The following is a 23,166-nucleotide window of genomic DNA, read 5'->3' as shown; positions in this document are numbered from 1 at the left end:
GCAACGATTTTCGGGACTCTCGATGAATCATTCGAGCCATTCGCGCCTGCCCGCCGGCCCCGTCCTGGCGGCGCTGCTGGTGTTCGGCTTTCTGCTGCTTTTCCTGGCCGTCCCGGTGGGTACGGTCTTTCACAGCGCCTTCGTCAATGCCGACGGCAGCTTCACCACCGGTCACTTCGGCGCCTTCTTCAACCAGCCGTTGATGCGGGAAGCGTTCTTCAACAGCCTGTACGTGGCGGGCTGGTCGGCGCTGATCGCTTCCCTGATCGCGGTGCCGCTGGCGTACTTCACGGTGCGCTTCGATTTTCGCGGCGCCCTGCTGATCCAGACGTTGGGCGTGCTGCCGCTCATCATGCCGCCCTTCGTGGGCGCGGTGGCCATGCAGCTGATCTTTGGCCGTTCGGGCAGCGTGAACCTGCTGCTCAATGACTGGTTCGGCTTCACGATTCCGTTCATGGAAGGGCTGAATGGCGTCATTTTCGTGGAAGCCATCCACTATTTCCCGTTCATCCTGATGAACCTCGTGGTGGCGCTGCGCAACATCGACGGGGCCATGGAAGAAGCGGCCTTCAACCTGGGTTCGCGCGGGTTCCGCCTGTTCCGCCGCGTGATCTTTCCGCTCGCCCTGCCCGGCTATGTGGCGGGCGCGTCGCTGGTGTTCGTGAAGGTGTTCGACGACCTGGGCACGCCCCTGGTGCTGGGCACGACCAACATGCTGGCGCCGCAAGCGTACCTGCGCATCACGCAGGTGGGGCTGGAGGATCCGCTGGGCTATGTGATCAGCGTGATCATGGTGGGATTTTCGATCCTGGCGCTGTGGCTGTCGGCGCGCGTGCTCAAGGGACGCGACTACTCCACGCTGCAAAAGGGCGGCAATTCCATCCAGAAGCGCAAGCTGGGTCCGATGGAAAGCGTGCTGGCGTATGGCTGGATCATCCTGGTGCTGCTGCTGGTGCTGTCGCCGCACATCGGCGTGCTGCTGCTGTCGCTGGCCAGCGTCTGGAGCTACGCGCCGCTGCCGGACGGGTACACGCTGGCCCACTACTCAGCCGTGTTCTCGGAATCGCAGGGCATGATCGCCAACACGCTGCTGTATTGCGGCCTTGCCGCGGGCATCGACGTGATCCTGGGCACCGCGATCGCCTACCTGATGCTGCGTACCCGGCTGCCGGCGCGCCAATGGCTGGATTTTCTGGCTTCGGCGGCATTGGCGATTCCGGGCATCGTGCTGGCCATCGGCTTTCTGCGCACCTTCCGCGGCATCGAGCTGCCTGGCACAGGCACGATGCTGACGTCGTCATGGATCATCATCATGCTCGCGTATTCCGTGCGGCGTCTGCCGTACGCGCTGCGTTCGTGCGTAGCGGCGTTGCAGCAGATCCACGTGTCGTTGGAAGAGGCGGCCCAGTCGCTGGGCGCCACGCGCATGAGCACGATCCGACGCGTCGTGGTGCCGCTGATGGCGGGCGGCATGCTGGCAGGGTTCGTGACCAGCTTTGTGACGGCCGCCGTGGAACTGTCGGCCACCATCATGCTGGTGACCAAGGACAGCCAGGCGCCCATGAGCTACGGCATCTATCTGTACATGCAGAGCGCGGCGGGCCGCGGACCGGGCGCCGCGCTTGGCGTCCTGGCAGTGGTCGCCGTGGGTATCGGCACTTACGTATCGCACCTGCTGGTGGACCGCGCATCAAAGCGCCAGCAACCGGCGCGCAATGAAGGGGAATCCGCATGAAGAAAGTCAGCGTCGAATGCCGCAACATCCAGCTCTCGTACGGCAAGACCGAAGTGCTGAAGGACGTCAGCATCAGCATCGAGCCGGGCGAGTTCTTCGCGCTGCTCGGGCCGTCGGGCTCGGGCAAGTCCACCCTGCTGCGGTTGATCGCGGGTTTCAATCGCCACAGCGCAGGCCAGTTGCTGGTGGACGGCAAGGACATTAGCGGGACCCCGCCCTGGCATCGGAACATCGGCATGGTGTTCCAGAACTATGCGCTGTGGCCGCACATGACGGTGTGGGACAACGTGGCGTTCGGCCTGGTCGAGCGCAAGCTGCCGCGCGCCGAGATCCGCACCAAGGTGGAAGCCGCGCTCGATCTGGTGGGGCTGTCGCAATATGCCAAGCGGCGTCCCAACCAGCTTTCGGGCGGACAGCAGCAGCGCGTGGCGCTGGCGCGCACCATCGTGATCGAACCGCAGGTGCTGCTGCTGGACGAGCCGCTGTCCAACCTGGACAAGAAACTGCGCGTGCAGATGCGCCAGGACCTTTTGAGCCTGCAGCGCCGCCTGGGCATCACGACGATCTTCGTCACGCACGACCAGGAAGAAGCGATGACCACCGCTGACCGGATGGCGGTGCTGGACCATGGAGTGGTGCAGCAGATCGGCGCGCCGAGCACGCTGTTCGACTACCCCGTGAACCGCTTCGTGGCGAATTTCGTGGGCACGATGAACGTGTTGGAAGGCAATGTGCGCGAGCGCACCAGCAGCAGCGTAACGCTGGCGGTGGACGGCGTGGGCGACCTGCACCTGCCGCTGACGGGCGAGGCGCCTGCGGCGACGCGGCTGGCAGCGAGCTTTCGGCCCCACACGGTGCAGATCGAGATGGCGGATGGCCTGGGCGATGCGCGTTATGTCTGGCTGCCGGGCATCGTGGAAAGCAGCGAGTTTCTGGGCGAATTCACGCGCTATCAGGTGCAGGTTGGAGAGCAGCGGCTGACGGCCGACCAGGCGCATCTGGCCGGCCTGTCGCCGTTTCCGGCGGGCGCGCCGGTGTCGGTGGGACTGGAGCCGACACAGGTGCGGCTGCTGGCCGCCTGACCTACACTCGCGGCCATGGAAATCTACCAGATCCGCGCCTTCGTCACGGTTGCCCGATTGGGCAACCTGACGAAGGCGGCCGAGGCGCTGTCGCTGACACAGCCCGCCGTGACCGCGCAGATCAAGGCGCTGGAGCAGAGCCTGGGCGTCGCGCTGTTCGACCGCAGCGGCGGCCGGCTTGCCCTGGCCAAGGCGGGCGAAGTGCTGCTGCCGACGGCGGAATCGCTGCTGGTGCTGGGCGCGCAATTCAAGTCCGAAGCCCAGCAGTTGCAGGGCAATCTGCATGGCGTTGTCGAACTGGGTGTTCCCAGCGAAAAGCCCGATTTCCTGCGCTTGGGGGAGCTGGCCTCGGCCGTCACGCAGCGCCTGCCGCTGGTTGAACTGAAGACCCAGACCCAGCCCGCTGCGGCGCTGGCCGAACAGGTCAGTACCGGCCGCCTGCCCGCCGCGCTGACCATCGCGGCCAACGCGCCGCGCGGCGTGTTGTGGCAGCCGCTGCGCAGCGTGCGGTATCGGATTGCGATGCCCGCCGAGCACGCGGCGGTGCTCAAACGCGGCGGCTGGCGCGAGGTGGCGCAACTGCCGTGGCTGGACGGTCCGTCCGGCAGCCACACGCATCTGTTGCTGCGCGATATGTTCGAGCGCCACGGGCTGTCGCCGCGCATCGTCATGCAGAACGACGATCAGGCCAACATGGACGCGCTGGTGCGGGCCGGCGCGGGCTGCGCGCTGCTGCGCGAGGAAACCGCGCTGGCGGGTGCCGCGTCCAGCGACTTCATCGTGTGGGGCCAGGCGCGCGTCGACGCGGTGCTGGGCTTCATGCTGCCTTACGAACGCGCTAGCGAGCCCGCGCTGGTCGCGTTAAGCTCGATCATTCAAGCCATCTGGAAGCCGCGCGCGCCCATCGCGCCGGTCCAGGCATAAGGCTCAATCCCCGCAACAAGACTGCAATGACTGAAATCTGGTTCATCCGCCACGGCGAAACCGACTGGAATCGCCAGCGGCGCCTGCAAGGCTGGCAAGACATCCCCCTGAACGAATTCGGCGTCAACCAGGCCAGCCTGCTGGCCGCGCGCCTGCACGAAGAGGCCAAGCACACGCCAATCCACGCGATCTACAGCAGCGACCTGCAACGCGCGCACGCGACGGCCGTGCCTGTGTCGGAGCAGCTTGGCCTGCGTGTACGCGTGGAACCCGGCATCCGCGAGCGGGGCTTTGGGGTGCTGGAAGGCCTGGACCATGAGCGCATCGACGTCCTGGCGCCGGAAGCCGCGGCGGCATGGAAGAGCCGCGATCCGCTGCGCCCGCTGGACGGCGGCGAATCGCTCGGGCAGTTTCAATCGCGCGTCATCAGCACCGTGGACGATATCGCCAGCCGCCATGAGGGCGAGCGCATCCTGATGTTCACCCATGGCGGCGTGCTGGACATCATTTGGCGCCATGCATCGGGCGTGCCGCTGAATGCGCCGCGCGACGCGGCCCTGCTCAATGTCAGCATCAACCGCGTCGGCGTTGACGGCCGTAAATGGGAAGTGCTGGATTGGGGTGACGTGACGCACATCGCCGCCGAAGTGGGCGACGACGTGGTGCCTTGAGGGACATGCCTGCCCCCGTCCGGCGGGCGCCGGACGGCTGGCCTCACACCGTTTTGCGCGGCTTGCGCGGGGCGTTTCGGGCCAGCCTGTCGTAGACGGCATTGGGCAGCAACCGCATCAGCTTGGCCACCACGCCCATTTGCCACGGAATCACTGTGTAGCTAGTCCCCCGGCTGATTGCCGCGTGCGCGCGGGTGGCGAAGGCGTCGGCTTCCATCAGGAAGGGCATCGAGTACGGGTTATGCGCCGTCATGGCCGTCTTGATATAGCCGGGCGCGATCGTCACGACGCTGATGCCCTGCGCGGCCAGTTCCAGCCGCAGGCTTTCGCAATAGGTCACCACTGCCGATTTGGACGCGCTGTAAGCGCCGGCACCGGGCAGGCCGCGTATGCCCGCCACGCTGGCGATCCCGACCAGGCGCCCTGCCCCCGCCGCCCGCATCGGCGCGATGAAGGGTTCGAACGTGGACACGGTGGCCAGAAGATTGGTGTCGACGATGGCCTTGAAGACGTCGAAATCCTCGCCGTGGTCGGTCAGCGTGCCGGCGCTGATGCCGGCGCTGGCGATGACCACATCCACCCTGCCCTCGCAGAACGCGATGAAGTCCTGCGCCGCGCCGTGCAGCGCCGTGCGGTCGCGCACGTCCACGGCATAGCAGCGATGCTCGCCCGGCAGGCTGGCGGCCAGTTCGCGCAGCGCTTCCTCGCGGCGGCCCAGCAAGCCCAGCGTGGCGCCCTTGGCTGCGTATTGCTGCGCCAGGGCGCGCCCCAGGCCGCTGCTGGCGCCGGTGATGAAGACTTTGTCCATGTCCTGACCTGCCTGTTGTCGCGTTGCAAAAAATTAGGGCACGCTTTCGCGTGCCCTAATTGTGATCTGCCGGCTTACTTCTGCAGGGAAGCGTGAAGCTCTTGCAGCGGGTAGACCTGCAGGCCGAGGCCCTGGCGCAGATACTGCATGCCTTCGACCGCGGCGCGGGCGCCGGCGATGGTCGTGAAGAAGGTCACGCGGGCGGCCAGCGCCTGGGTGCGGATGGTGCGCGAGTCGGCGATGGCGTTGCGGCGCTCTTCGACGGTGTTGATGACCAGCGAGATTTCGCCGTTCTTGACCATGTCGACGATGTGCGGGCGGCCTTCGTTGACCTTGTTGACCACCTGCACCGGGATGCCGGCCGCTTCGATCTCGGCGGCCGTGCCGCGCGTGGCGACCAGCTTGAAGCCCAGGGTGTGCAGGCCGCGAGCCACTTCAACGGCGCGGGCCTTGTCCTGGTTCTTGACGCTGATGAACACCGTGCCGGACTCCGGCAGGCGCACGCTGGCGGCAAGCTGCGACTTCACGAAGGCTTCGCCGAAGCTCATGCCCACGCCCATCACTTCGCCGGTCGACTTCATTTCCGGACCGAGGATGGTGTCCACGCCCGGGAACTTCACGAACGGGAACACGGCTTCCTTGACCGAGAAGTAAGGCGGCACGACTTCCTTCGTGATGCCCTGCGCGGCGAGGGTCTGGCCAGCCATGGCGCGCGCGGCGATCTTGGCTAGCTGCAAACCGGTGGCCTTGGAGACGTAAGGCACCGTGCGCGAGGCGCGCGGGTTCACTTCCAGCACGTAGACGTCGCCGCCCTGGATCGCGAACTGCACGTTCATCAGGCCGCTGACGTTCAGGGCCTTGGCCATCATCGTGGTCTGGCGCTTGATCTCGGCGATGACTTCCGCCGACAGCGAGTACGGCGGCAGGCTGCACGCCGAGTCGCCCGAGTGCACGCCGGCCTGCTCGATGTGTTCCATGACGCCGCCGATGAAGACGGTTTCGCCGTCGGCCAGGCAGTCCACGTCGACTTCGGTGGCGTTGTTCAGGAAGCGGTCGAGCAGCACGGGCGAGTCATTGCTGACCTTCACGGCTTCGCGCATGTAGCGTTCGAGGTCCTGCTGCTCGTGCACGATTTCCATCGCGCGGCCGCCCAGCACGTAGCTGGGACGCACGACCAGCGGATAACCGATTTCGGTGGCGTGAGCCAGGGCCTCGCCTTCGGTGCGCGCGGTGCGGTTGGGCGGCTGACGCAGGCCGAGCTTGTTGAGCAGCTTCTGGAAGCGCTCGCGGTCTTCGGCGACGTCGATGGATTCGGGGCTGGTGCCGATGATGGGCACGCCGTTGGCTTCCAGGGCGCGCGCCAGCTTCAGCGGGGTCTGGCCGCCGTACTGGACGATCATGCCGACCGGGTTTTCCTTGTGGACGATTTCCAGCACGTCTTCGAGCGTCAGCGGCTCGAAGTACAGACGGTCGGAGGTGTCGTAGTCGGTGGACACGGTTTCCGGGTTGCAGTTGACCATGATGGTCTCGTACCCGTCGTCGCGCAGCGCCAGCGCGGCATGCACGCAGCAGTAGTCGAATTCAATGCCCTGGCCGATCCGGTTCGGACCACCGCCCAGCACCACGATCTTCTTGCGATCGGTGGGCGCGGATTCGCACTCTTCCTCGTACGTGGAGTACATGTAGGCGGTGCGGGTGGCGAATTCGGCGGCGCAGGTGTCGACGCGCTTGTAGACCGGACGCACGTTGAGCTGGTGGCGCAGCTTGCGGACTTCGGATTCCGAGGAATCCAGCAGGAACGCGAGGCGGCGGTCGGAGAAACCGCGGCGCTTCAGTTCGAACAGCGTGGCGTAGTCCAGGTCGGCCAGCGTCTTTTGCTCGAGCGCCAGCTCGATGTCGACGATTTCCTTGATCTGCGAAAGGAACCACGGGTCGATGTGCGTGATGTTGTGCACTTCGTCCAGCGTGAAGCCTTGCGCGAAGGCGTCGCCCACGTACCAGATGCGTTCCGGACCCGGTTCGCCCAGCTCGACCTGCAGCTTTTCGCGGTCGGTGGTCTTCTGGTTCAGGCCGTCGACGCCCACTTCCAAGCCACGCAGCGCCTTCTGGAACGATTCCTGGAAGGTGCGGCCGATGGCCATGACTTCACCCACGGACTTCATCTGGGTGGTCAGGCGCGCGTCGGCGGTGGGGAATTTTTCGAATGCGAAACGCGGCACCTTGGTGACCACGTAGTCGATCGTGGGTTCGAACGACGCCGGCGTGGCGCCGCCGGTGATCTCGTTGCGCAGCTCGTCGAGCGTGTAGCCGACGGCCAGGCGCGCGGCGACCTTGGCGATGGGGAAACCGGTGGCCTTGGAGGCCAGCGCCGACGAACGCGACACGCGCGGGTTCATCTCGATGACGATCATGCGGCCGTTCTTGGGATTGACGGCGAACTGCACGTTCGAGCCGCCCGTATCCACGCCGATCTCGCGCAATACCGCGATCGATGCGTTACGCATGATCTGGTATTCCTTGTCGGTCAGCGTCTGGGCCGGCGCGACGGTGATGGAGTCGCCCGTGTGGACGCCCATCGGATCCAGGTTTTCGATGGAGCAGACGATGATGCAGTTGTCCGCCTTGTCGCGGACCACTTCCATCTCGAATTCCTTCCAGCCGAGCAGCGACTCTTCGATCAGGAGTTCGCTGGTGGGCGAGGCTTCCAGGCCGCGGCGGCAGATGGTTTCGAATTCTTCGGCGTTGTAGGCGATGCCGCCGCCCGAACCCCCCATCGTGAAGCTGGGGCGGATGACGGCGGGGAAACCGGAGGTGCCGACTTCGGCCGCGATGCGGCGCTGCACTTCCCAGGCTTCGTCCATGCTGTGGGCGACGCCCGACTTGGCCGATTCCAGGCCGATGTCGGTCATGGCCTGCTTGAACTTCTGGCGGTCTTCGGCCTTTTCGATGGCGTGCTCGTTGGCGCCGATGAGTTCCACGTTGTGCTTCTCTAGCACGCCATGGTGGGCCAGGTCCAGCGCGCAATTCAGCGCGGTCTGACCGCCCATCGTGGGCAGGAGCGCATCGGGCTTTTCACGCTCGATGATTTTTTCGACGGCTTGCCAGGTGATGGGCTCGATGTAGGTGACGTCGGCCGTTTCCGGGTCCGTCATGATCGTGGCCGGGTTGCTGTTCACCAGGATGGTGCGGTAGCCCTCAGCCTTGAGCGCCTTGCAAGCTTGCGCGCCGGAGTAGTCGAATTCGCAGGCCTGCCCGATGATGATGGGGCCGGCGCCGATGATGAGAATGCTTTTTAGGTCTGTACGCTTGGGCATGATGCAGTCTTTACTTTTGGCCGGACATCAGGCTGATGAACTTGTCGAACAGCTCGAGGATGTCGTGCGGACCCGGGCTGGCTTCGGGGTGACCCTGGAAGCAGAAGGCCGGGCGGTCGGTGAGCTCGAAGCCTTGCAGCGTGCCGTCGAACAGCGAGACGTGCGTCACGCGCGCGTTGGCGGGCAGGCTGGCTGCGTCGACACCGAAACCGTGGTTCTGGCTGGTGATGAACACGCGCTTGGACGCGAGGTCCTGCACCGGATGGTTGGCGCCGTGATGGCCGGTCTTCATCTTGACGGTCCTGCCGCCCACCGCCAGGCCCATGATCTGATGACCCAGGCAGATGCCGAACACAGGCAGCTTCTTGTCCAGGAAGGCGCGGGTGGCGTCGATGGCGTAGTCGCAGGGCTCGGGGTCGCCGGGGCCGTTGGACAGGAACACGCCGTCGGGATTGAGCTTGAAGACGTCTTCGGCGGAGGTCTGGGCCGGCACCAGCGTGATGCGGCAGCCGCGGTCGGCCAGGAGACGCAGGATGTTGCTCTTTACGCCGTAGTCATAGGCGACCACGTGGAACTTGGACTGGTCGGGCGACGTGAACCCGCCTTCGAGCTGCCAGGTGCCTTCGGTCCAGCCGGTGCTTTCCTTGATGGACACGACCTTGGCCAGATCCTGGCCGGCCATGCCGGGAAAGCCGCGGGCGAGTTCAACGGCGCGCTCGGCGTCGGAACCCACGAGGATGCACGCGCCCTGGGCGCCCTTTTCGCGCAGAATGCGCGTGAGCTTGCGGGTGTCGATGCCGGAAATGGCAACGATGCCCTGCTCGGTCAGGTAGTCGGGCAAGGATTGCGTGGAACGGAAGTTCGACACGCGGGCGGGGCAGTCGCGTACCACCAGGCCGGCGGCATAGACGCGATTGGATTCCACGTCTTCGGCGTTGACGCCGGTGTTGCCGATGTGCGGATAGGTCAGCGTGACGATCTGACCGCTATAGCTGGGATCGGTGAGAATTTCCTGGTACCCGGTCATCGCGGTGTTGAACACCACTTCGGCAACGGTATGGCCAGGCGCACCGATCGACACGCCTCGAAAAATGGTACCGTCCGCCAGAGCCAGAATTGCAGGAGGGAAGCGGTTGATCCCCTCGGGAAAGAGTTGCGGCAGCACAGTAAACCCCGGTTTTAGAATCGATAATCAAACCTTCGGATTATACCTCGAGCGGCCGTTTTTCCCGGAGAACCGCGCCAAATAAGGCCGAAACCGGGTTTTTCGGCCGTTTTGCCGCGCCGTTGCGCGGCCTGCAATCAGCGCCCCTCGCCCTTGCGGCGGACTGCGGGCCGGCAGCGTCGGTGATACGCTAGCAGCACCTTCAACCCTAGCCAGCTGCGAGTCGTATAAGTCCATGCCCAGCCAACTTGACGCCCTGCGTGACCACACCACCGTTGTTGCCGACACCGGCGATTTCGAAGCCATGAAGGCGTTGCGTCCCACGGACGCGACCACCAACCCATCCCTGATTCTGAAGGCCGTCCAGCAGGACGCCTACCGCCCGCTGCTGGAAAAGACCGCGCGCGAGCACCGCGGCGCCTCCACCGCCGAACTCATGGATCGCCTGCTGGTCGCCTTCGGCCGCGCGATTCTGGACATCGTGCCGGGCCGCGTGTCCACCGAAGTGGACGCCCGCCTGTCCTTTGACACCCGCGCCACCATCGAACGCGCCCGCGGCCTGATCGCCCTGTACGAAGCCGCCGGCATCCCGCGCGAGCGCGTGCTCATCAAGATTGCGTCCACCTGGGAAGGCATCCAGGCCGCCCGGGTTTTGCAGTCCGAGGGCGTCCGCTGCAACCTGACCCTGCTCTTCTCGCTGCCCCAGGCGGTCGCCTGCGCCGATGCGCACGTGCAGCTCATTTCGCCTTTCGTCGGCCGCATCTACGACTGGCACAAGAAATCGGCCGGCGCGAACTGGGTCGAAGACGACAACACGGGCGCGCGTGACCCGGGGGTTCAGTCCGTCACCAATATCTACCGCTACTACAAGCACTTTGAAATCCCGACCGAGATCATGGGCGCGAGCTTCCGCAACGTGGGTCAGATCCTTGCGTTGTCCGGCTGCGACCTGCTGACGATCAGTCCGGACCTGCTGAACAAGCTGGCCGCCACCGAAGGCGACGCGCCCGCCCAGCTTCGCGCTGACGACGCGCGCGGCGACATTGCGCGCATCGGCGCGGACGAAGTGACGTTCCGCACGCTGCTCAATGACGATGCGATGGCCAGCGAAAAGCTGTCCGAGGGGATCCGCCTGTTCGTGGCCGACGCCATCAAGCTGGATGCCCTGATCGACGCGCAGCGAGGCTGAGCCAGTGCGGCGCGCGGTTGCTGTCCGCGCGCCCTTGCCTAGCGGTGATCGTGAGAGTGCACCTGCAGCGCTTCCAGGAACCGCGATACCATGTTGTACGCGGCGATTGTCGCCGTCAGCTCTACCACCAGCTTTTCCGACCCCAAGGCCGCCCGGACGGCGTCGAACACCGCCTCGGGAACCTGCACGTGACGCGTCATGGCGTCCGTGTAGGCCAGCACCGCCCGTTCGCGTTCGCTGAACAGCCCCGAGGTTTCCCACGCATCCAGCGCGTCCAGCTGCGCCTGGGATACGCCTTCCTTCAACGCGATCGGCGCATGCTGGTCGGCCTCGTAGGGCGCACCGTTGATGGCCGCCACCCGCATGATGACGAGCTCGCGCAGATCGCCCGGCAACGTGCTGAGCTGCCTGATCGACGTCAGGTAATTCAGCCAGCCGCCGGCCACCGCGGGACTGTGCAGCAGCATCTGATACAGATGCAACACACTGCCCCGCTGCGCGACAATGCTTTCCACCAGGGGCCGTGCTTCGGGATGAGTCAGATCAGCGTAGGGCAAACGGGCCATGCGAACTCCGGGAGGTAGAGGGCAGCAAATGCACACATTCTCACAATATCTTTGACATAATGGCAACACACTTGCGCGTCCACGGTATCTCACTCGCATGAATGCGCCCACCGAATCCTACCCCCAACTCACTCTCGCCAATTGCGACAGCGAACCGATACACATACCGGGCGCCATCCAGCCGCTCGGGGCCCTGCTCGCGTTCGATCCCGACGGCACGCTGCGTTACGCCAGCGAGAATGCCGCCCAGTTGCTCGACACCTGCCTGACGCTGGACCAGCCTTGCGCGCCTGAGGCGTTGCCGCCGGGCCTTGCGTACTGCCTGTCCACTTGGCTCGGCAACCCCGACCCCATTTTCGATCCGCTGACCATCACGCTGGATCGCGCCACCTATGACGTGATCGGCCATCGCAATGTCGATGGGCTGACGATTGTCGAACTCGAGCGCCGGGCCGACGGCGTCGGCATTGCCGCGCCCGAGCGCATCTACCGCAGCATCGAGCGCGTGCGCCGGCAGCGTGACATTCCCGCGCTCCTGGACAGCATGGTGCGCGAAGTGCAGCGCGCCACGGGCTTTGACCGGGTGATGGCGTATCGCTTCCATCCCGACGACAGCGGCGAGATCGTGGCTGAACAGCGACGCGCCGACCTGGACGACTGGGTGGGCCGCCGCTATCCCGCCGGCGACATTCCGGCGCAGGCGCGCCGGCTCTATACGGTAAACACCCTGCGCCTGATCGCCGATGCGACCTACCACCCGGTGCGCGTGCTGAGCGCCCCTTCGCCGGATCCCCGCCCGCTGGACTTGAGCTTCTCGGTCTTGCGCAGCGTGTCGCCCGTCCACCTGGAGTACATGGCGAACATGGGGGTACGGGCGTCTATGAGCCTGTCGCTGGTGATCGGCGGCCGCCTGTGGGGCATGATCGCCTGCCACCATCACACGCCGCGGGCCGTGCCCTACCCTGCCCGTCTGGCGTGCGAGGCGATGGCGCAGGTCGTTGCGGCCACGGTGTCCGGCATCGAAGCCAATGAGCGGGCCGAGCAATCCCGCCAGAATGCCGCGCTGGTCAGCAAGCTTGTCGAGCGCGTTTCGGCCTCTGAAAACGTGCATCAGGCACTGTCGCAGGGCGGTGAGACGCCGGCCTCGCTGGTCCCGAACGATGCCGCGCTGTGCCTCTGGAGCAACAGCGTCACGGTGTTTGGCGGCATTGCGCCGCGCGGCGAACTGGCGGGCATCCTGAACGCGCTGGACCAGAGCGGACAGCGCGTGGTGCACACCACCAACATCGCGCGCGATTACCCCGAATTGCAGACCGAAATCGTCCCGTACGCGGGCCTGCTCGCGTGCAAGTTCGACCCCATGAACAATGGCTGGCTGGTCTGGCTGCGCAAGGAGCAGATCGAGACCCTCGTGTGGGGCGGCAAGCCGGAGAAGCAGTACGCGGTCGGCAGTCTCGGCCCGCGGCTGACCCCGCGCGGCTCGTTCGAAGCCTGGCGCGAGGTCGTACGCGGGGTCTGTCTTCCCTGGCTGCCTGGGGAGCTCGAGGCCGTGGACAACCTGCGTGACGAGCTCTCGCACATTTCGACCAGCCGCGCCGCCGACGTCGACCGCGCCCGCACCGCGCTGCTGGCCATGCTGGGCCACGACCTGCGCGACCCGCTGCAATCCATTTCCATGGCCGCGACCCTGCTGTCCCGCACCGATACCGGCGCGCGCATGGGCGAGCGCATCCGTTATTCCAGCGGCCGGATGCAGCGCCTGATATCGCAGGTGCTGGACCTGTCGCGCCTGCAAGGCGGCCTGGGGCTGGGCATTGAAAAGCGGCTGTGCGACCTGTCGGCACTGGTGAACGGCCTGATCGAGGAAAAGCGCCAGGCCTACCCCGGCCTGCGCATCGAACCCGACGTGCCGGACGGCCTGACGCTCATGGCCGATACCGACCGTATCGCGCAGGTGGTGACCAATCTGATGGGCAACGCGCGTCAGCACGGCGCGCCCCGTCAGCCCATCATGGTGACCGCCGCAAAAACCGATGACGGCATTACGCTCAGCGTCATCAACCATGGCGGCCCGATCGCCGAAGACGTGCTCGCGCACCTGTTCTCGCCCTTCAAGCCGGAATCGGTGGGCCAGTCGCGCAACCGCTCCGGCCTGGGGCTGGGCCTGTACATTGCCGAGCAGGTCGTGCGCGACCACGGCGGCGACATTGCCGTCCAATGCCGCGACGGGCTCGTCATCTTCACGGTCACGCTGCCCCGCGCCATGCCTGAAGCAACCCCCTCTTGAACCTGGGAGACATAACTTGAACGAAGTGCGCGCCATGCGGGTCCTGCTGGTGGACGACAACGAAATGGGATCGGAACTGCTGGCCGAGTTCCTGGCGCTTTCAAACCTGGAGACGCGGTGCGCCGCCACCGGGGCCGAAGCCATGGAGCTGGTCAACACGTTCGCGCCGGATGCCGTGCTGCTGGACATCCTGCTGCCCGACATGGACGGCTACGAGCTGGCCAAGCGCCTGCGCGAACGCGCCAACCCGCCGCGCATCTATGCGCTGAGCGGCCTGGCGCGGCACGAACGACGCGATGCCATCAACGGCATCTTCACTGGATGGATCGAAAAGCCGGCGGACCCCGACGCGCTCCTGGCCATTCTGCACGAGGCCAACTGACGGTTCTTTCATGATGCAATCCGACACCCTTGGCCTGCTGGCCGCAAAGGGCGTGCAGCTCAAGGTGCTCAGCCAGATCTTCCCCGTGCTTCGCCATGAAGTCCTGGGCCCGCTGTCCAGCGCCTCGCTCGCGGCCGCCATGCTGCGCCAGGCGCCTGAAGGCACCACCGGCGAAGCCGTCCAGCAACGCTGCGAGCGGCTTGCCGGCGACCTTTCCGACATGCTCGATGAAAGCGTGGGCGTGGTGCGCGAGCTGGATGGTTGGCTGAGTGATGGCGGCGCCATGACGTCCAGCGGCGACCTGCTGCACGACTGCCGCAAGCTGATGTTCTCGCACCTGCTGCTGGCGAGCCACGGCATCCGCTGGCCCGATCAGGTGGCGCACGCGGACGTGCCATTGTTCAGCACACGATATCTGGTCCTGGCATGGCTGTTGTGCCTGTTGCCGCTGGTGCCCGCGGATGCGCAGCTCGAAGTGGACGCGTCCGAGCCCGGCGTGTGGCGTGCCCGCGTGCCCGAAGGCGCACCGGCCTCGGACAAGCCGCCCGCGTTTGATCTGCAGGAAATCGAGCTGCTGGCGTCCGCTTCGGGCTGGCGGCTGGAGCGTCAGGATCGCTGCTGGTCGCTGCATCTGCCGGCGTAACCCGCCGCCGTATTAGCACCGGTTCGATGTCGCCGGTTCAACCGTCCCACCAACCCTTCACGTCACGATCCCCATGATTTCTCCCGTCCATCAGGTGCTGCGCGATGGCACCCGCGAACGTCACGAAACGCTGGACCAGGGTCTGGCGCTGGCCGAAGACCATGTCGACCGCGGCCATTATCTGGCCTATCTGCGCGCGCTGCTGGGATGGCTGGAACCGTTGGAGCAACAGCTCTGGCAACTGGACTGGCCGGCGTCGCTGCGCGCCCCTGAGCGGGCCGGCAAGACCGCCTGGCTGCATGAAGACCTGAAGGCGGCGGGCGCCCCTGCGCCCGTCGTGCATTGCGCACAGCCGCCGCAGGTGGCGGCGCCCGACGCCTACGCATTGGGCGTCGCGTACGTCGTCGAAGGGTCGCAGTTGGGCGGCCGGTTCCTGGCCAAGCGCCTGCAGGCGGTGGCGCCCGACTTGCCCCAGCGCTACTTGCGCGGGTATGGCGAGCAGGTGGGACCGCTGTGGAAGGAATTTCTGCTGTACCTGGACAGCGAGGCCGGCGCGGCGGGCCGCGAGGAACAGGCGCTGCAAGGCGCCCGCGACGCCTTCGACAGCCTGACCGCCTGGCTGCGCAGCCAGGGCGCGCTGCGGGCCTGAGCCCGGCAGCGCGACCCAAGGCGGATTACAGCTTTTCGGTTTCGCCCGACTTGGGCTGCCACTTCATCAAGCGCTTCTCGCCAACCCCGACGATGGTGTCCAGGATCAGCGCAAAGGCGGTCAGCACGATGATGCCGGCAAACACGGTGTTCACGTCGAACGTGCCTTCGGCCTGCAGGATCAGATAGCCCACGCCGCTTGCCGACCCCAGGTATTCGCCGACGACCGCGCCCACGAACGCCAGACCCACCGAGGTGTGCAGGCTGGAGAACACCCAGCTCGTAGCCGACGGCAGGTACACGTGACGCAGCAGCTGGCGCTTGCGTGCGCCCAGCATGCGGGCGTTGTCCAGCAAGGTGGGGCTGACTTCCCGCACGCCTTGATAGACGTTGAAGAACACGATGAAGAACACCAGCGTCACGGCCAGCGCCACCTTGGACCAGATGCCCAGGCCGAACCACATGCCGAAGATGGGCGCCAGGATGACGCGCGGCATCGAGTTGGCTGCCTTGATGTAGGGGTCCAGGATTGCGCTGGCGCGCGGCGACAGCCCGAGCCACAAGCCGAAAGCCAGGCCCGCGATCGTGCCGATGAAGAACGCCAGCACGGTCTCGGTCAGCGTCACGGCCAAGTGGTTATAGATGTCGGCGTTGGTGACGAACCACGCCCGGATGCGCCCCCACACCTTCAGCGGTTCGCCGAAGAAAAAGGCGACCTTCGGATCGCGCGACGCAAAATGCCAGACGGCCAGGATGATGACGAGCAGCAGCAATTGCCAGACGCGCAGGCTGCCGGAACCGGATTTGTTCAGTTTGGGCATGGCTCAGGCTCGCTTCTGTTGGGCATAGCCCTTGAGCACTTCCTCGCGCAGCACGCCCCAGATGGCGGCATGCAGCTCGACGAAACGCGGGTCGATGCGCACTTCGGCCACGTCACGCGGACGCGGCAGATCGATGGCAAATTCTCCGATGGGATGGGTGCCCGGACCGGCGGACAGCACGATCACGCGGTCGCTCATGGCGATGGCTTCGTCCAGGTCATGAGTGATGAACAGCACCGCCTTGCGCTTGGCCATCCACAGGTCCAGGACCTCGTTCTCCATGAGCTGGCGCGTCTGGATGTCCAACGCCGAGAACGGTTCGTCCATGAGGATGATGTCGGGGTCGCGGATCAGCGTCTGCGCCAGCATGGCGCGTTTGCGCATGCCGCCCGACATCTGATGCGGATAACGGCCCTCGAAACCGCCCAGGCCGACGCGGCGCATCCATTCACGTCCGCGGTCCAGCGCCTCGGCGCGGGGCACGTTGGCGAACTCCAGGCCGGCGATGACGTTGTCCAGCGCGCTGCGCCAGGGGAGAAGCGCCTCGCCCTGGAACATGTAGCCCGCACGTTCGTTGATGCCAACCAGCGGCTGGCCAAAGACCTTCACCTGCCCCGACGACGGCGCCAACAGGCCGGCGCTGACGTTGAGCAACGTGGACTTGCCGCAACCGGTCGGGCCCACCACGGACACGAACTCGCCCGGCGCGATGGCCAGGGTAGTGTCGCTGACCGCGGTGTAGCGCTGCGACCGGTCGTCACGCGAGACAAAGGTGCAACTTATGTTTTCCAGCGACAGCGCGGCTTCAGCCATTGGCATACTTCTCGTTGGCGCGGCGCGCGAAATCGTTGGTCCACACCTTCGACGGATCGACCTTCGAGCCGTTGAAGTCAGCCTGGTAGGCGGCCAGCGCCTTGAGCGCGGTGGCCGCGCCGTCTTCCGGGATCATGCCGTCCGGCGACAGGCCTTCCATGCTCTTGCCGAGCGCGGCCTTGTAGATGGCCGGATCGCCCAGCAGGTAGGTTTCGGGCACGACCTTGGCGATTTCCTCGGGGCCGGCCTTCTGAATCCACTTGTCGGCGCGCACGATGGCGTTGGTCAGCGCCTGGACGGTGTTGGGATTGGCGTCGATGAACGTCTGCGGCGCATACAGGCAGCCGGCGGGCATGTTGCCGCCGAAGATTTCCTGCGTGTCCTTGAGCGTGCGCGTGTCGACGATGATCTGGATGTCGCCGGGCATTTCCAGCATCGAGACCACCGGGTCCGTGTTGGAGATGGCGTCGATCTGGCCGCTGCGCACGGCAGTCACCGCGCCCGCGCCAGCGCCCACGCCGATGAAGGACACGTCGGAGGCCTTCAGGCCGTGTTTGGCAAGGAAGAAGCTGACCACCATGTTGGTGGACGAGCCCGGCGCGGTCACGCCGATCTTCTTGCCTTTCAGGTCAGCCGCGCCCTTGTAGCCCGGGATGTTCTTCTTGGAGACGCCCACGCCGATCATCGGCGCGCGGCCTTGCAGCACGAAGGCGCGATAGGCCTGACCCTTGGAGTGCATGGACAGCGTGTGCTCGAAGGCGCCCGAGACCACGTCGGCGCTGCCGCCCACCACGGCCTGCAGGGCCTTGGAGCCGCCGGCAAAGTCCGCGATGCTGACGTCCAGCCCTTCGTCCTTGAAGTAACCGCGCACCTCGGCGATCGTCAGCGGGAGGTAATAGATCAGCGGCTTGCCGCCGACTGCGATCTGGACCTTGGTCTTTTCAAGCTTCTGCGCGCGCACGATGGCAGGGGCCATGCTCATGACGCCGGCAGCGCCGGCGATCTTGAGCAGTTCACGGCGGGTGACTGTCATTGCTTTGTCTCCTGGTTGTCGGATATTCCGATAGCGCCGGTCTTCGCCAGCTTGTCGATAGCCGCTGAATCATACCCCAGCGATTTCAGGACTTCCTCGGTATGTTCCCCTAATTTCGGGCCCACCCAGCGCGTCTGGCCAGGTGTTTCGGATAGCTTGGGAACCACGCCCGGCAGCTTGACGGGACTGCCGTCTGCCAGGCGATGCTGTTCGATCATGCGGCGCGCAAGGAACTGCGGATCGCTGAACATGTCGGCCACGCTGTAGATCTTGCCGACCGGCACGTCGGCGCGCTTCAGGGCTTCGAGCGCCGCTTCGATACCGCGTCCGTCGCACCAGTGCTGGATGGCGCCGTCGATCTCTTGAACGCGCCGCGCGCGGCCGTCGTTGCGCACCAGATCCGGATCCTCGGCCAAATCGTCACGGCCGATGGCCCGCATCAGACGATGAAAAATCGCGTCGCCGTTGCCGGCGATGACGATGTTCTGGCCGTCGCGCGTGGTGTAGGTATTCGAGGGCACGATGCCCGGCAGCGCGCCGCCGGTGCGCTCGCGCACCACGCCGGCCACGTCGTACTCGGGGACCAGGCTCTCCATCATGTTGAAGACGGCTTCGTACAGCGCCACGTCAACCATCTGGCCCTGCCCTGCCTGGCATTCGTCGCCCGTCTTGCCGTTCCAGCGGCCGCCGGTGGCGTCGCGATGGCGCAGCGCCATCATCGCGCCGATCACGCCGTGCAGCGCCGCGATGGAGTCACCGATGGAGATGCCGACCCGCAGCGGCGGGCGGTCGGGGTGGCCCGACACGTAACGCAGGCCGCCCATGGATTCACCGATGGCGCCAAAGCCGGGCTGATCCTTCATGGGGCCCGTCTGGCCGTAGCCGGACAGGCGGACCATGATGAGCGCGGGATTGATGGCGCGCAGCTGCTCAAAGCCGAGCCCCCACTTTTCCAGGACGCCGGGGCGGTAGTTCTCGACCACCACATCGGCGTCCAGCGCCAGCTTGCGGGCGATCTCTTGCGCACGCGGGTCCTTCAAATTGAGCGCGATGGATTGCTTGTTGCGGGCCTGCACCGTCCACCACAGGGAATTGCCCTCGTGCAGATGGCGCCAACTGCGGATGGGATCGCCGCCGCCCGTGCCGTCCGGCCCGTGCGGGGTCTCCACCTTGATGACGTCGGCGCCGAATTCGCCGAAGATGCGCGCGGCGAATGGGCCGGCGATAAGCGTGCCGAGTTCCAGGACTTTCAGTCCGGTCAGCGCTGACATGGATTGTCTTCCTCACATTGATTGCCCGGCCGATACGTTGCCGGCGGGCGTTCTGGTACCGCGAGCGTCAGGTGGTCTTGCGCTCCATCAGCGCCCAGGCGATGGTGCCGGCGTCGACGTACTCGAGCTCGCTGCCGGCAGGCACGCCACGCGCCAGGCGCGTGACCCGCAGGCCGCGCTCGCCCAGGGCCTCGCCCAGGAAATGCGCGGTGGTCTCGCCTTCGGCCGTGAAGTTGGTGGCCAGGATGACTTCCTGCACCACCCCATCCGTCGCGCGCTTGATCACGCGCTCGAAATCCAGTTCACGCGGGCCGATGCCTTCCAGCGGCGCGACCCGGCCCATGAGCACGTAATACAGGCCACGGTAACCGTGGCTGGACTCGATCATGTTCTGGTCGGCCGGCGTTTCGACGATGCACAGCAGCGAGGGATCGCGCTTGACATTGGAGCAGGTGGCGCAGACCTCGTCTTCGGAAAAACTGTTGCAGCGCGCGCAGTGCTTCAGATCCCGCACCGCGCCGGCAAGCGCCCGCCCCAGCAGATCCGCACCCTGCGGATCATGCTGCAACAGGTGATACGCCATGCGTCTAGCTGATCGCACGCCCACGCCGGGCAGGCGCCGCAGCGCTTCGATCAGCGAGACCAGCGGCTCGGGTTCGGGCAGTAAGGGATCCATTGCAACCTACGGCAGCGGCAATCAGAACGGCAGCTTCATGCCCGGGGGCAGCGGCATGCCGGCGGTGACGGACGCCATCTTTTCCTGGGACGTGGCTTCGGCCTTGCGCAGCGCGTCGTTGAACGCGGCGGCGACCAGGTCTTCCAGCATGTCCTTGTCGTCGGCCAGCAGCGACGGGTCGATCTCGACGCGCTTGACGTCGTGGCGGCAGGTCATGGTGACCTTCACCAGGCCGCCGCCCGAGGCGCCTTCGACCTGGATGTCGGCCAGCGCGTCCTGCGCCTTCTTCATGTTTTCCTGCATCTGCTGCGCTTGGCGCATCAGGCCGGCGAGTTGTCCTTTCATCATGATGGGAGCTTCCTTGAACGAGGGGAATGAGGTTGGCCGCCGCGTCAGGCGGCGGCCGCTGAATCAACGTGGCGGATCGAGCCAGCAACGACGTGGCCGCCGAAATCCGAAAGCAGCGCTTGCACGAAGGGATCGTCGGCGACGGCGTTTTCGGCCGCGAGCTGGCGCGCCGCGCTCTCGGCCTGGGCCACGGCATACGCCGTGGCGTCGCCGGTGACGCCAACCTGCACGTCCAGCCGGATGCCCTGCCCGAAATGTTCGCACAGGACGGTCTGCAGGCGCACGCGGCTTTCGCTTTCGGCCAGGGTCTTGACGGCCACGCGCAGGATGATGGCATCGCCCTGCACGCCGGCCCATTCGCTCTGGCGAGCCAGTTCCGACGCCAAGCCCGTAACGGGCAGGCGCGCCGCCAGCTCGGGCCAGGACGCCGAGTCCATGTCCGTCAGGCGAGGCGCACGCGACTGGCGCTTGCGCGCGGGCGCGGGGGCATCGCGGCGAGCGGCCGGCGGTGCAGGCGCCGGGGTGGGCGACGTGGCCAGCGTTTCGAAGTCGTCGTCCGGGTCGGACGTGAAGCCGCTGTCGGGCATGAACCCGCCTTCGGCTTCAAAAGGAATTTCTTCGTCGACCCAGGACGGCGGGCCGTCGGTGTCGCCCATTGCCGGGGCCGACGCGGATGCCGGAGCGATCGCGGCGGAGGCCGGTGTCACGGCCAGGGCAGCGGAGCCTTGCGGTTTGGCGGTCGGGGCGTGAGGCGCTGCGGCGTCGGGAGGCGAGCAGTCGGCGGTCGGGGTGTCGCCCGTCGATGCGTCGGCGGTCGATGCGTCAGGCGTCGATGCGTCAGCGGCCGTTACGGCGCGCGCTGCAGCGTTGCTAGTCGGTGCATTGGACGTCGCTGCGCCCGCATCTGCATTCGTGGCGTCCGGCGGCAGGTCTTCCCAAGGGGGGACACTGCTGCTGTCTGCGGATTGCGGGACGGGCGCGGCAGGCGATTGCGGCAATGCGACGGCGGCGGGCTGCGCGGGCGCGGCAGCGACAGTGGCGGGAGATTCCGACGGCGCGTCAACGGATGCGGACGCTGATGCGGACGCGGACGCTGATGCGGATGCCGGCGCCTCGTTGCGCGACGCATTGTCGTCGGCGGCGGTGCTCGCCGAGGCATTTACGGTCTCGGCATGGTTGACCGCTGCGCCTGACACTGGCGGAGCGACCGCGCCGGTGTCGGGCGCAGACACGGCAGGCTGACCCGCGCCCGAAGGCGCTGCGGCGGCGGTGACAGCGGCGCCAACCGCATCGGCGGCCGGCGCGGCGATGGCCGCCGCGGGTTCCGCGGTCTGACGCGCAGGCGCGGCGGGCGCTTCCAGCGCGGTCTGCGGACCGGCGTCGCCATTGAGCGCCAGCATGCGCAGGCACGCCATGATGAAGCCCGCGTATTCGTCGGGCGCCAGCGTCAGTTCGCCGCGGCTGTGCACGGCGACGGAGTAGAACAGTTGCACGGCGTCCGGATGCAGCGCCTGTGCAAGCCGGGCGATGTCGCCGGCCAGCGGATCTTCGGCGGCGGTCACGCCGGTCACGCGCTGCTCGATCGCCACGCGCGAGAGCAGCACGGCCAGGTCGGCCAGCGCACCGGCATACGACAGTCCGCGAATCGCAAGTTCGTCGGCCACGGCCAGCACGCCCTTGGCATCGCCCGAAGACAGGGCATCCAGCAGGCGCACGAGATGGCGTTGGTCGATGGTGCCGAGCATGCCGCGCACGGCATCTTCGGTAAGGTTGTCCGCGCTGTAGGCGATGGCCTGGTCGGTGAGCGACAGGGCGTCGCGCATCGAGCCCGACGCCGCCTGCCCGATCAGCCGCAGGGCCGGGATTTCAAAGCCGACGTCTTCCTGGCCGAGCACGGCCTGCAGATGGCCAACGATAGAGTCGGCCGGCATCTGCTTCAAATTGAATTGCAGGCAGCGCGACAAAACCGTCACCGGGATCTTTTGCGGATCGGTGGTGGCCAGGATGAATTTGACGTGCGGCGGCGGCTCTTCCAGCGTCTTGAGCATGGCGTTGAACGCGTGCCCGGTCAGCATGTGGACTTCGTCGATCATGTAGACCTTGAAGCGTCCCGCGCCCGGTGCGTAAACCGCCTGCTCCAGAAGCTGCGTCATTTCCTCGACGCCGCGGTTGGACGCGGCGTCCAGCTCAAGGTAGTCGACAAAGCGGCCCGCATCGATCTCGGTGCAGGCGCGGCAGACGCCACAGGGCTTTGAGGTGATGCCGGTTTCGCAGTTGAGCGATTTGGCCAGGATGCGCGAGAGTGTGGTCTTGCCGACGCCCCGGGTGCCGGTGAACAGCCAGGCGTGATGCAGGCGTTGCGTGTCGAGCGCATGCGTGAGCGCGCGCACCACGTGATCCTGTCCCACCAGGGTATCGAACGATCGCGGCCGCCACTTGCGGGCCAATACCAGATAAGTCATGGCTGGATTGTAGAGCCTGATTGTTGAACCCGTTGATCGAGCGGGCTGGAATGCAAAGGGGACGGGCTTATTCCCGTGGAACGAATCCTTGGAAAATAACCCCGTCCCCTGTGAAAGCGAAGTAGCAAACGCTACAGCTTTGAAGAATCCGGTTGGCGAGCCTTACTCCGGCACTGACCCTAAACGACTATGGCTGCTTCGTTCCCGACCTGACCAGGTTCACCGTCGAACCATGCGAAGGGGCCCGCCAGCCGAGATTCTAGCAGAGCTGCGCTTCGCGCGCTCGCTAGCCTCTCGGCGGGCGGGCCCCGGGGGGCAATATGTGGGC

General features: G+C 66.1%; 20 protein-coding genes and 1 other RNA gene. 9 read left to right on the top strand and 12 right to left on the bottom strand.

From position 1 onward, the window contains the following. Positions 1–22 precede the first annotated feature (22 nt). From MHZ91_RS19820 to MHZ91_RS19805, 4 genes are read left to right on the top strand one after another with little or no spacing between them, the layout of a single operon-like run. The gene (locus MHZ91_RS19820) at positions 23–1,735 is read left to right on the top strand and encodes an iron ABC transporter permease (RefSeq protein ID WP_175126043.1); all 1,713 of its coding nucleotides are present in this window, start codon (positions 23–25) and stop codon (positions 1,733–1,735) included. Then, positions 1,732–2,817 carry an ABC transporter ATP-binding protein gene (locus MHZ91_RS19815; protein ID WP_105240132.1) on the top strand — a complete coding sequence of 362 codons (1,086 nt, stop codon included), beginning with the start codon at positions 1,732–1,734 and terminating at the stop codon, positions 2,815–2,817. Before MHZ91_RS19820 ends, MHZ91_RS19815 begins: the two co-directional genes overlap by 4 nt. A gap of 15 nt (positions 2,818–2,832) precedes the next feature. Further along, complete coding sequence (locus MHZ91_RS19810) at positions 2,833–3,741, top strand: LysR family transcriptional regulator (protein WP_175126042.1); 909 nt, start codon at positions 2,833–2,835, stop codon at positions 3,739–3,741. A gap of 26 nt (positions 3,742–3,767) precedes the next feature. Further along, positions 3,768–4,412 (top strand): histidine phosphatase family protein, encoded by a 645-nt coding sequence (locus tag MHZ91_RS19805; protein ID WP_239215340.1) that lies wholly within the window; start codon positions 3,768–3,770, stop codon positions 4,410–4,412. Positions 4,413–4,455: 43 nt separating this feature from the next. On the opposite strand, the gene MHZ91_RS19800 is transcribed toward MHZ91_RS19805, so the two are convergent. The 3 genes from MHZ91_RS19800 to carA all read right to left on the bottom strand — a co-directional run bounded on the left by MHZ91_RS19800 (position 4,456) and on the right by carA (position 9,699). After that, entirely contained in the window at positions 4,456–5,220 is a 765-nt protein-coding gene (locus tag MHZ91_RS19800; RefSeq protein WP_239215339.1) for an SDR family oxidoreductase, read from the bottom strand. 74 nt (positions 5,221–5,294) lie between these two features. Then, on the bottom strand, positions 5,295–8,534 hold the full coding sequence (gene carB, locus MHZ91_RS19795; protein WP_239215338.1) for a carbamoyl-phosphate synthase large subunit: 3,240 nt from the start codon (positions 8,532–8,534) through the stop codon (positions 5,295–5,297). A 10-nt stretch (positions 8,535–8,544) separates the two neighbouring features. Continuing rightward, positions 8,545–9,699: a glutamine-hydrolyzing carbamoyl-phosphate synthase small subunit gene (gene carA, locus MHZ91_RS19790; protein WP_239215337.1), complete on the bottom strand. Its 1,155-nt coding sequence runs from the start codon at positions 9,697–9,699 to the stop codon at positions 8,545–8,547. A gap of 235 nt (positions 9,700–9,934) precedes the next feature. On the opposite strand from carA, the gene tal reads away from it, so the two are divergent. Continuing rightward, positions 9,935–10,888, top strand: a complete 954-nt coding sequence (gene tal / locus MHZ91_RS19785) for a transaldolase (protein ID WP_218343185.1) — start codon at positions 9,935–9,937, stop codon at positions 10,886–10,888. Between the two features lie 38 nt (positions 10,889–10,926). On the opposite strand, the gene MHZ91_RS19780 is transcribed toward tal, so the two are convergent. Next, complete coding sequence (locus MHZ91_RS19780; protein ID WP_239215336.1) at positions 10,927–11,454, bottom strand: carboxymuconolactone decarboxylase family protein; 528 nt, start codon at positions 11,452–11,454, stop codon at positions 10,927–10,929. Between the two features lie 97 nt (positions 11,455–11,551). Here MHZ91_RS19780 and MHZ91_RS19775 point away from each other — a divergent pair, with 97 nt between their 5' ends. The 4 genes from MHZ91_RS19775 to MHZ91_RS19760 all read left to right on the top strand — a co-directional run bounded on the left by MHZ91_RS19775 (position 11,552) and on the right by MHZ91_RS19760 (position 15,415). Further along, positions 11,552–13,741 (top strand): ATP-binding protein, encoded by a 2,190-nt coding sequence (locus MHZ91_RS19775; protein WP_239215335.1) that lies wholly within the window; start codon positions 11,552–11,554, stop codon positions 13,739–13,741. 25 nt (positions 13,742–13,766) lie between these two features. Then, positions 13,767–14,123, top strand: a complete 357-nt coding sequence (locus MHZ91_RS19770) for a response regulator (RefSeq protein ID WP_239215386.1) — start codon at positions 13,767–13,769, stop codon at positions 14,121–14,123. Between the two features lie 10 nt (positions 14,124–14,133). Next, positions 14,134–14,766 carry a hypothetical protein gene (locus MHZ91_RS19765; RefSeq protein WP_239215334.1) on the top strand — a complete coding sequence of 211 codons (633 nt, stop codon included), beginning with the start codon at positions 14,134–14,136 and terminating at the stop codon, positions 14,764–14,766. A 73-nt stretch (positions 14,767–14,839) separates the two neighbouring features. Continuing rightward, positions 14,840–15,415: a biliverdin-producing heme oxygenase gene (locus MHZ91_RS19760; protein WP_239215333.1), complete on the top strand. Its 576-nt coding sequence runs from the start codon at positions 14,840–14,842 to the stop codon at positions 15,413–15,415. A 25-nt stretch (positions 15,416–15,440) separates the two neighbouring features. Here MHZ91_RS19760 and MHZ91_RS19755 read toward each other — a convergent pair whose 3' ends face one another. The 8 genes from MHZ91_RS19755 to ffs all read right to left on the bottom strand — a co-directional run bounded on the left by MHZ91_RS19755 (position 15,441) and on the right by ffs (position 23,087). After that, the gene (locus MHZ91_RS19755; RefSeq protein WP_239215331.1) at positions 15,441–16,235 is read right to left on the bottom strand and encodes an ABC transporter permease; all 795 of its coding nucleotides are present in this window, start codon (positions 16,233–16,235) and stop codon (positions 15,441–15,443) included. Between the two features lie 3 nt (positions 16,236–16,238). Continuing rightward, a complete protein-coding gene (locus MHZ91_RS19750) occupies positions 16,239–17,048 on the bottom strand; it encodes an ABC transporter ATP-binding protein (protein WP_056570777.1) in 810 nt (269 codons plus the stop codon). Then, a complete protein-coding gene (locus MHZ91_RS19745) occupies positions 17,041–18,081 on the bottom strand; it encodes an ABC transporter substrate-binding protein (RefSeq protein ID WP_175186418.1) in 1,041 nt (346 codons plus the stop codon). The genes MHZ91_RS19750 and MHZ91_RS19745 overlap by 8 nt, the downstream gene beginning before the upstream one ends. Further along, positions 18,078–19,352 (bottom strand): CaiB/BaiF CoA-transferase family protein, encoded by a 1,275-nt coding sequence (locus tag MHZ91_RS19740; RefSeq protein WP_239215329.1) that lies wholly within the window; start codon positions 19,350–19,352, stop codon positions 18,078–18,080. The genes MHZ91_RS19745 and MHZ91_RS19740 overlap by 4 nt, the downstream gene beginning before the upstream one ends. Before the next feature lie 67 nt (positions 19,353–19,419). Continuing rightward, on the bottom strand, positions 19,420–20,028 hold the full coding sequence (recR, locus tag MHZ91_RS19735) for a recombination mediator RecR (protein ID WP_175126029.1): 609 nt from the start codon (positions 20,026–20,028) through the stop codon (positions 19,420–19,422). A gap of 21 nt (positions 20,029–20,049) precedes the next feature. Continuing rightward, the gene (locus MHZ91_RS19730) at positions 20,050–20,376 is read right to left on the bottom strand and encodes a YbaB/EbfC family nucleoid-associated protein (protein ID WP_056326789.1); all 327 of its coding nucleotides are present in this window, start codon (positions 20,374–20,376) and stop codon (positions 20,050–20,052) included. Between the two features lie 44 nt (positions 20,377–20,420). Then, a complete protein-coding gene (gene dnaX, locus MHZ91_RS19725; protein ID WP_239215327.1) occupies positions 20,421–22,838 on the bottom strand; it encodes a DNA polymerase III subunit gamma/tau in 2,418 nt (805 codons plus the stop codon). A gap of 151 nt (positions 22,839–22,989) precedes the next feature. Further along, positions 22,990–23,087: signal recognition particle sRNA small type (gene ffs, locus MHZ91_RS19720), an RNA gene on the bottom strand. Between the last annotated feature and the right edge of the window lie 79 nt (positions 23,088–23,166).

Source organism: Achromobacter sp. ACRQX, from assembly GCF_022346505.1.
Taxonomy (GTDB): domain Bacteria; phylum Pseudomonadota; class Gammaproteobacteria; order Burkholderiales; family Burkholderiaceae_B; genus Achromobacter; species Achromobacter animicus.
This window is presented reverse-complemented; position numbering and strand designations above follow the sequence as displayed.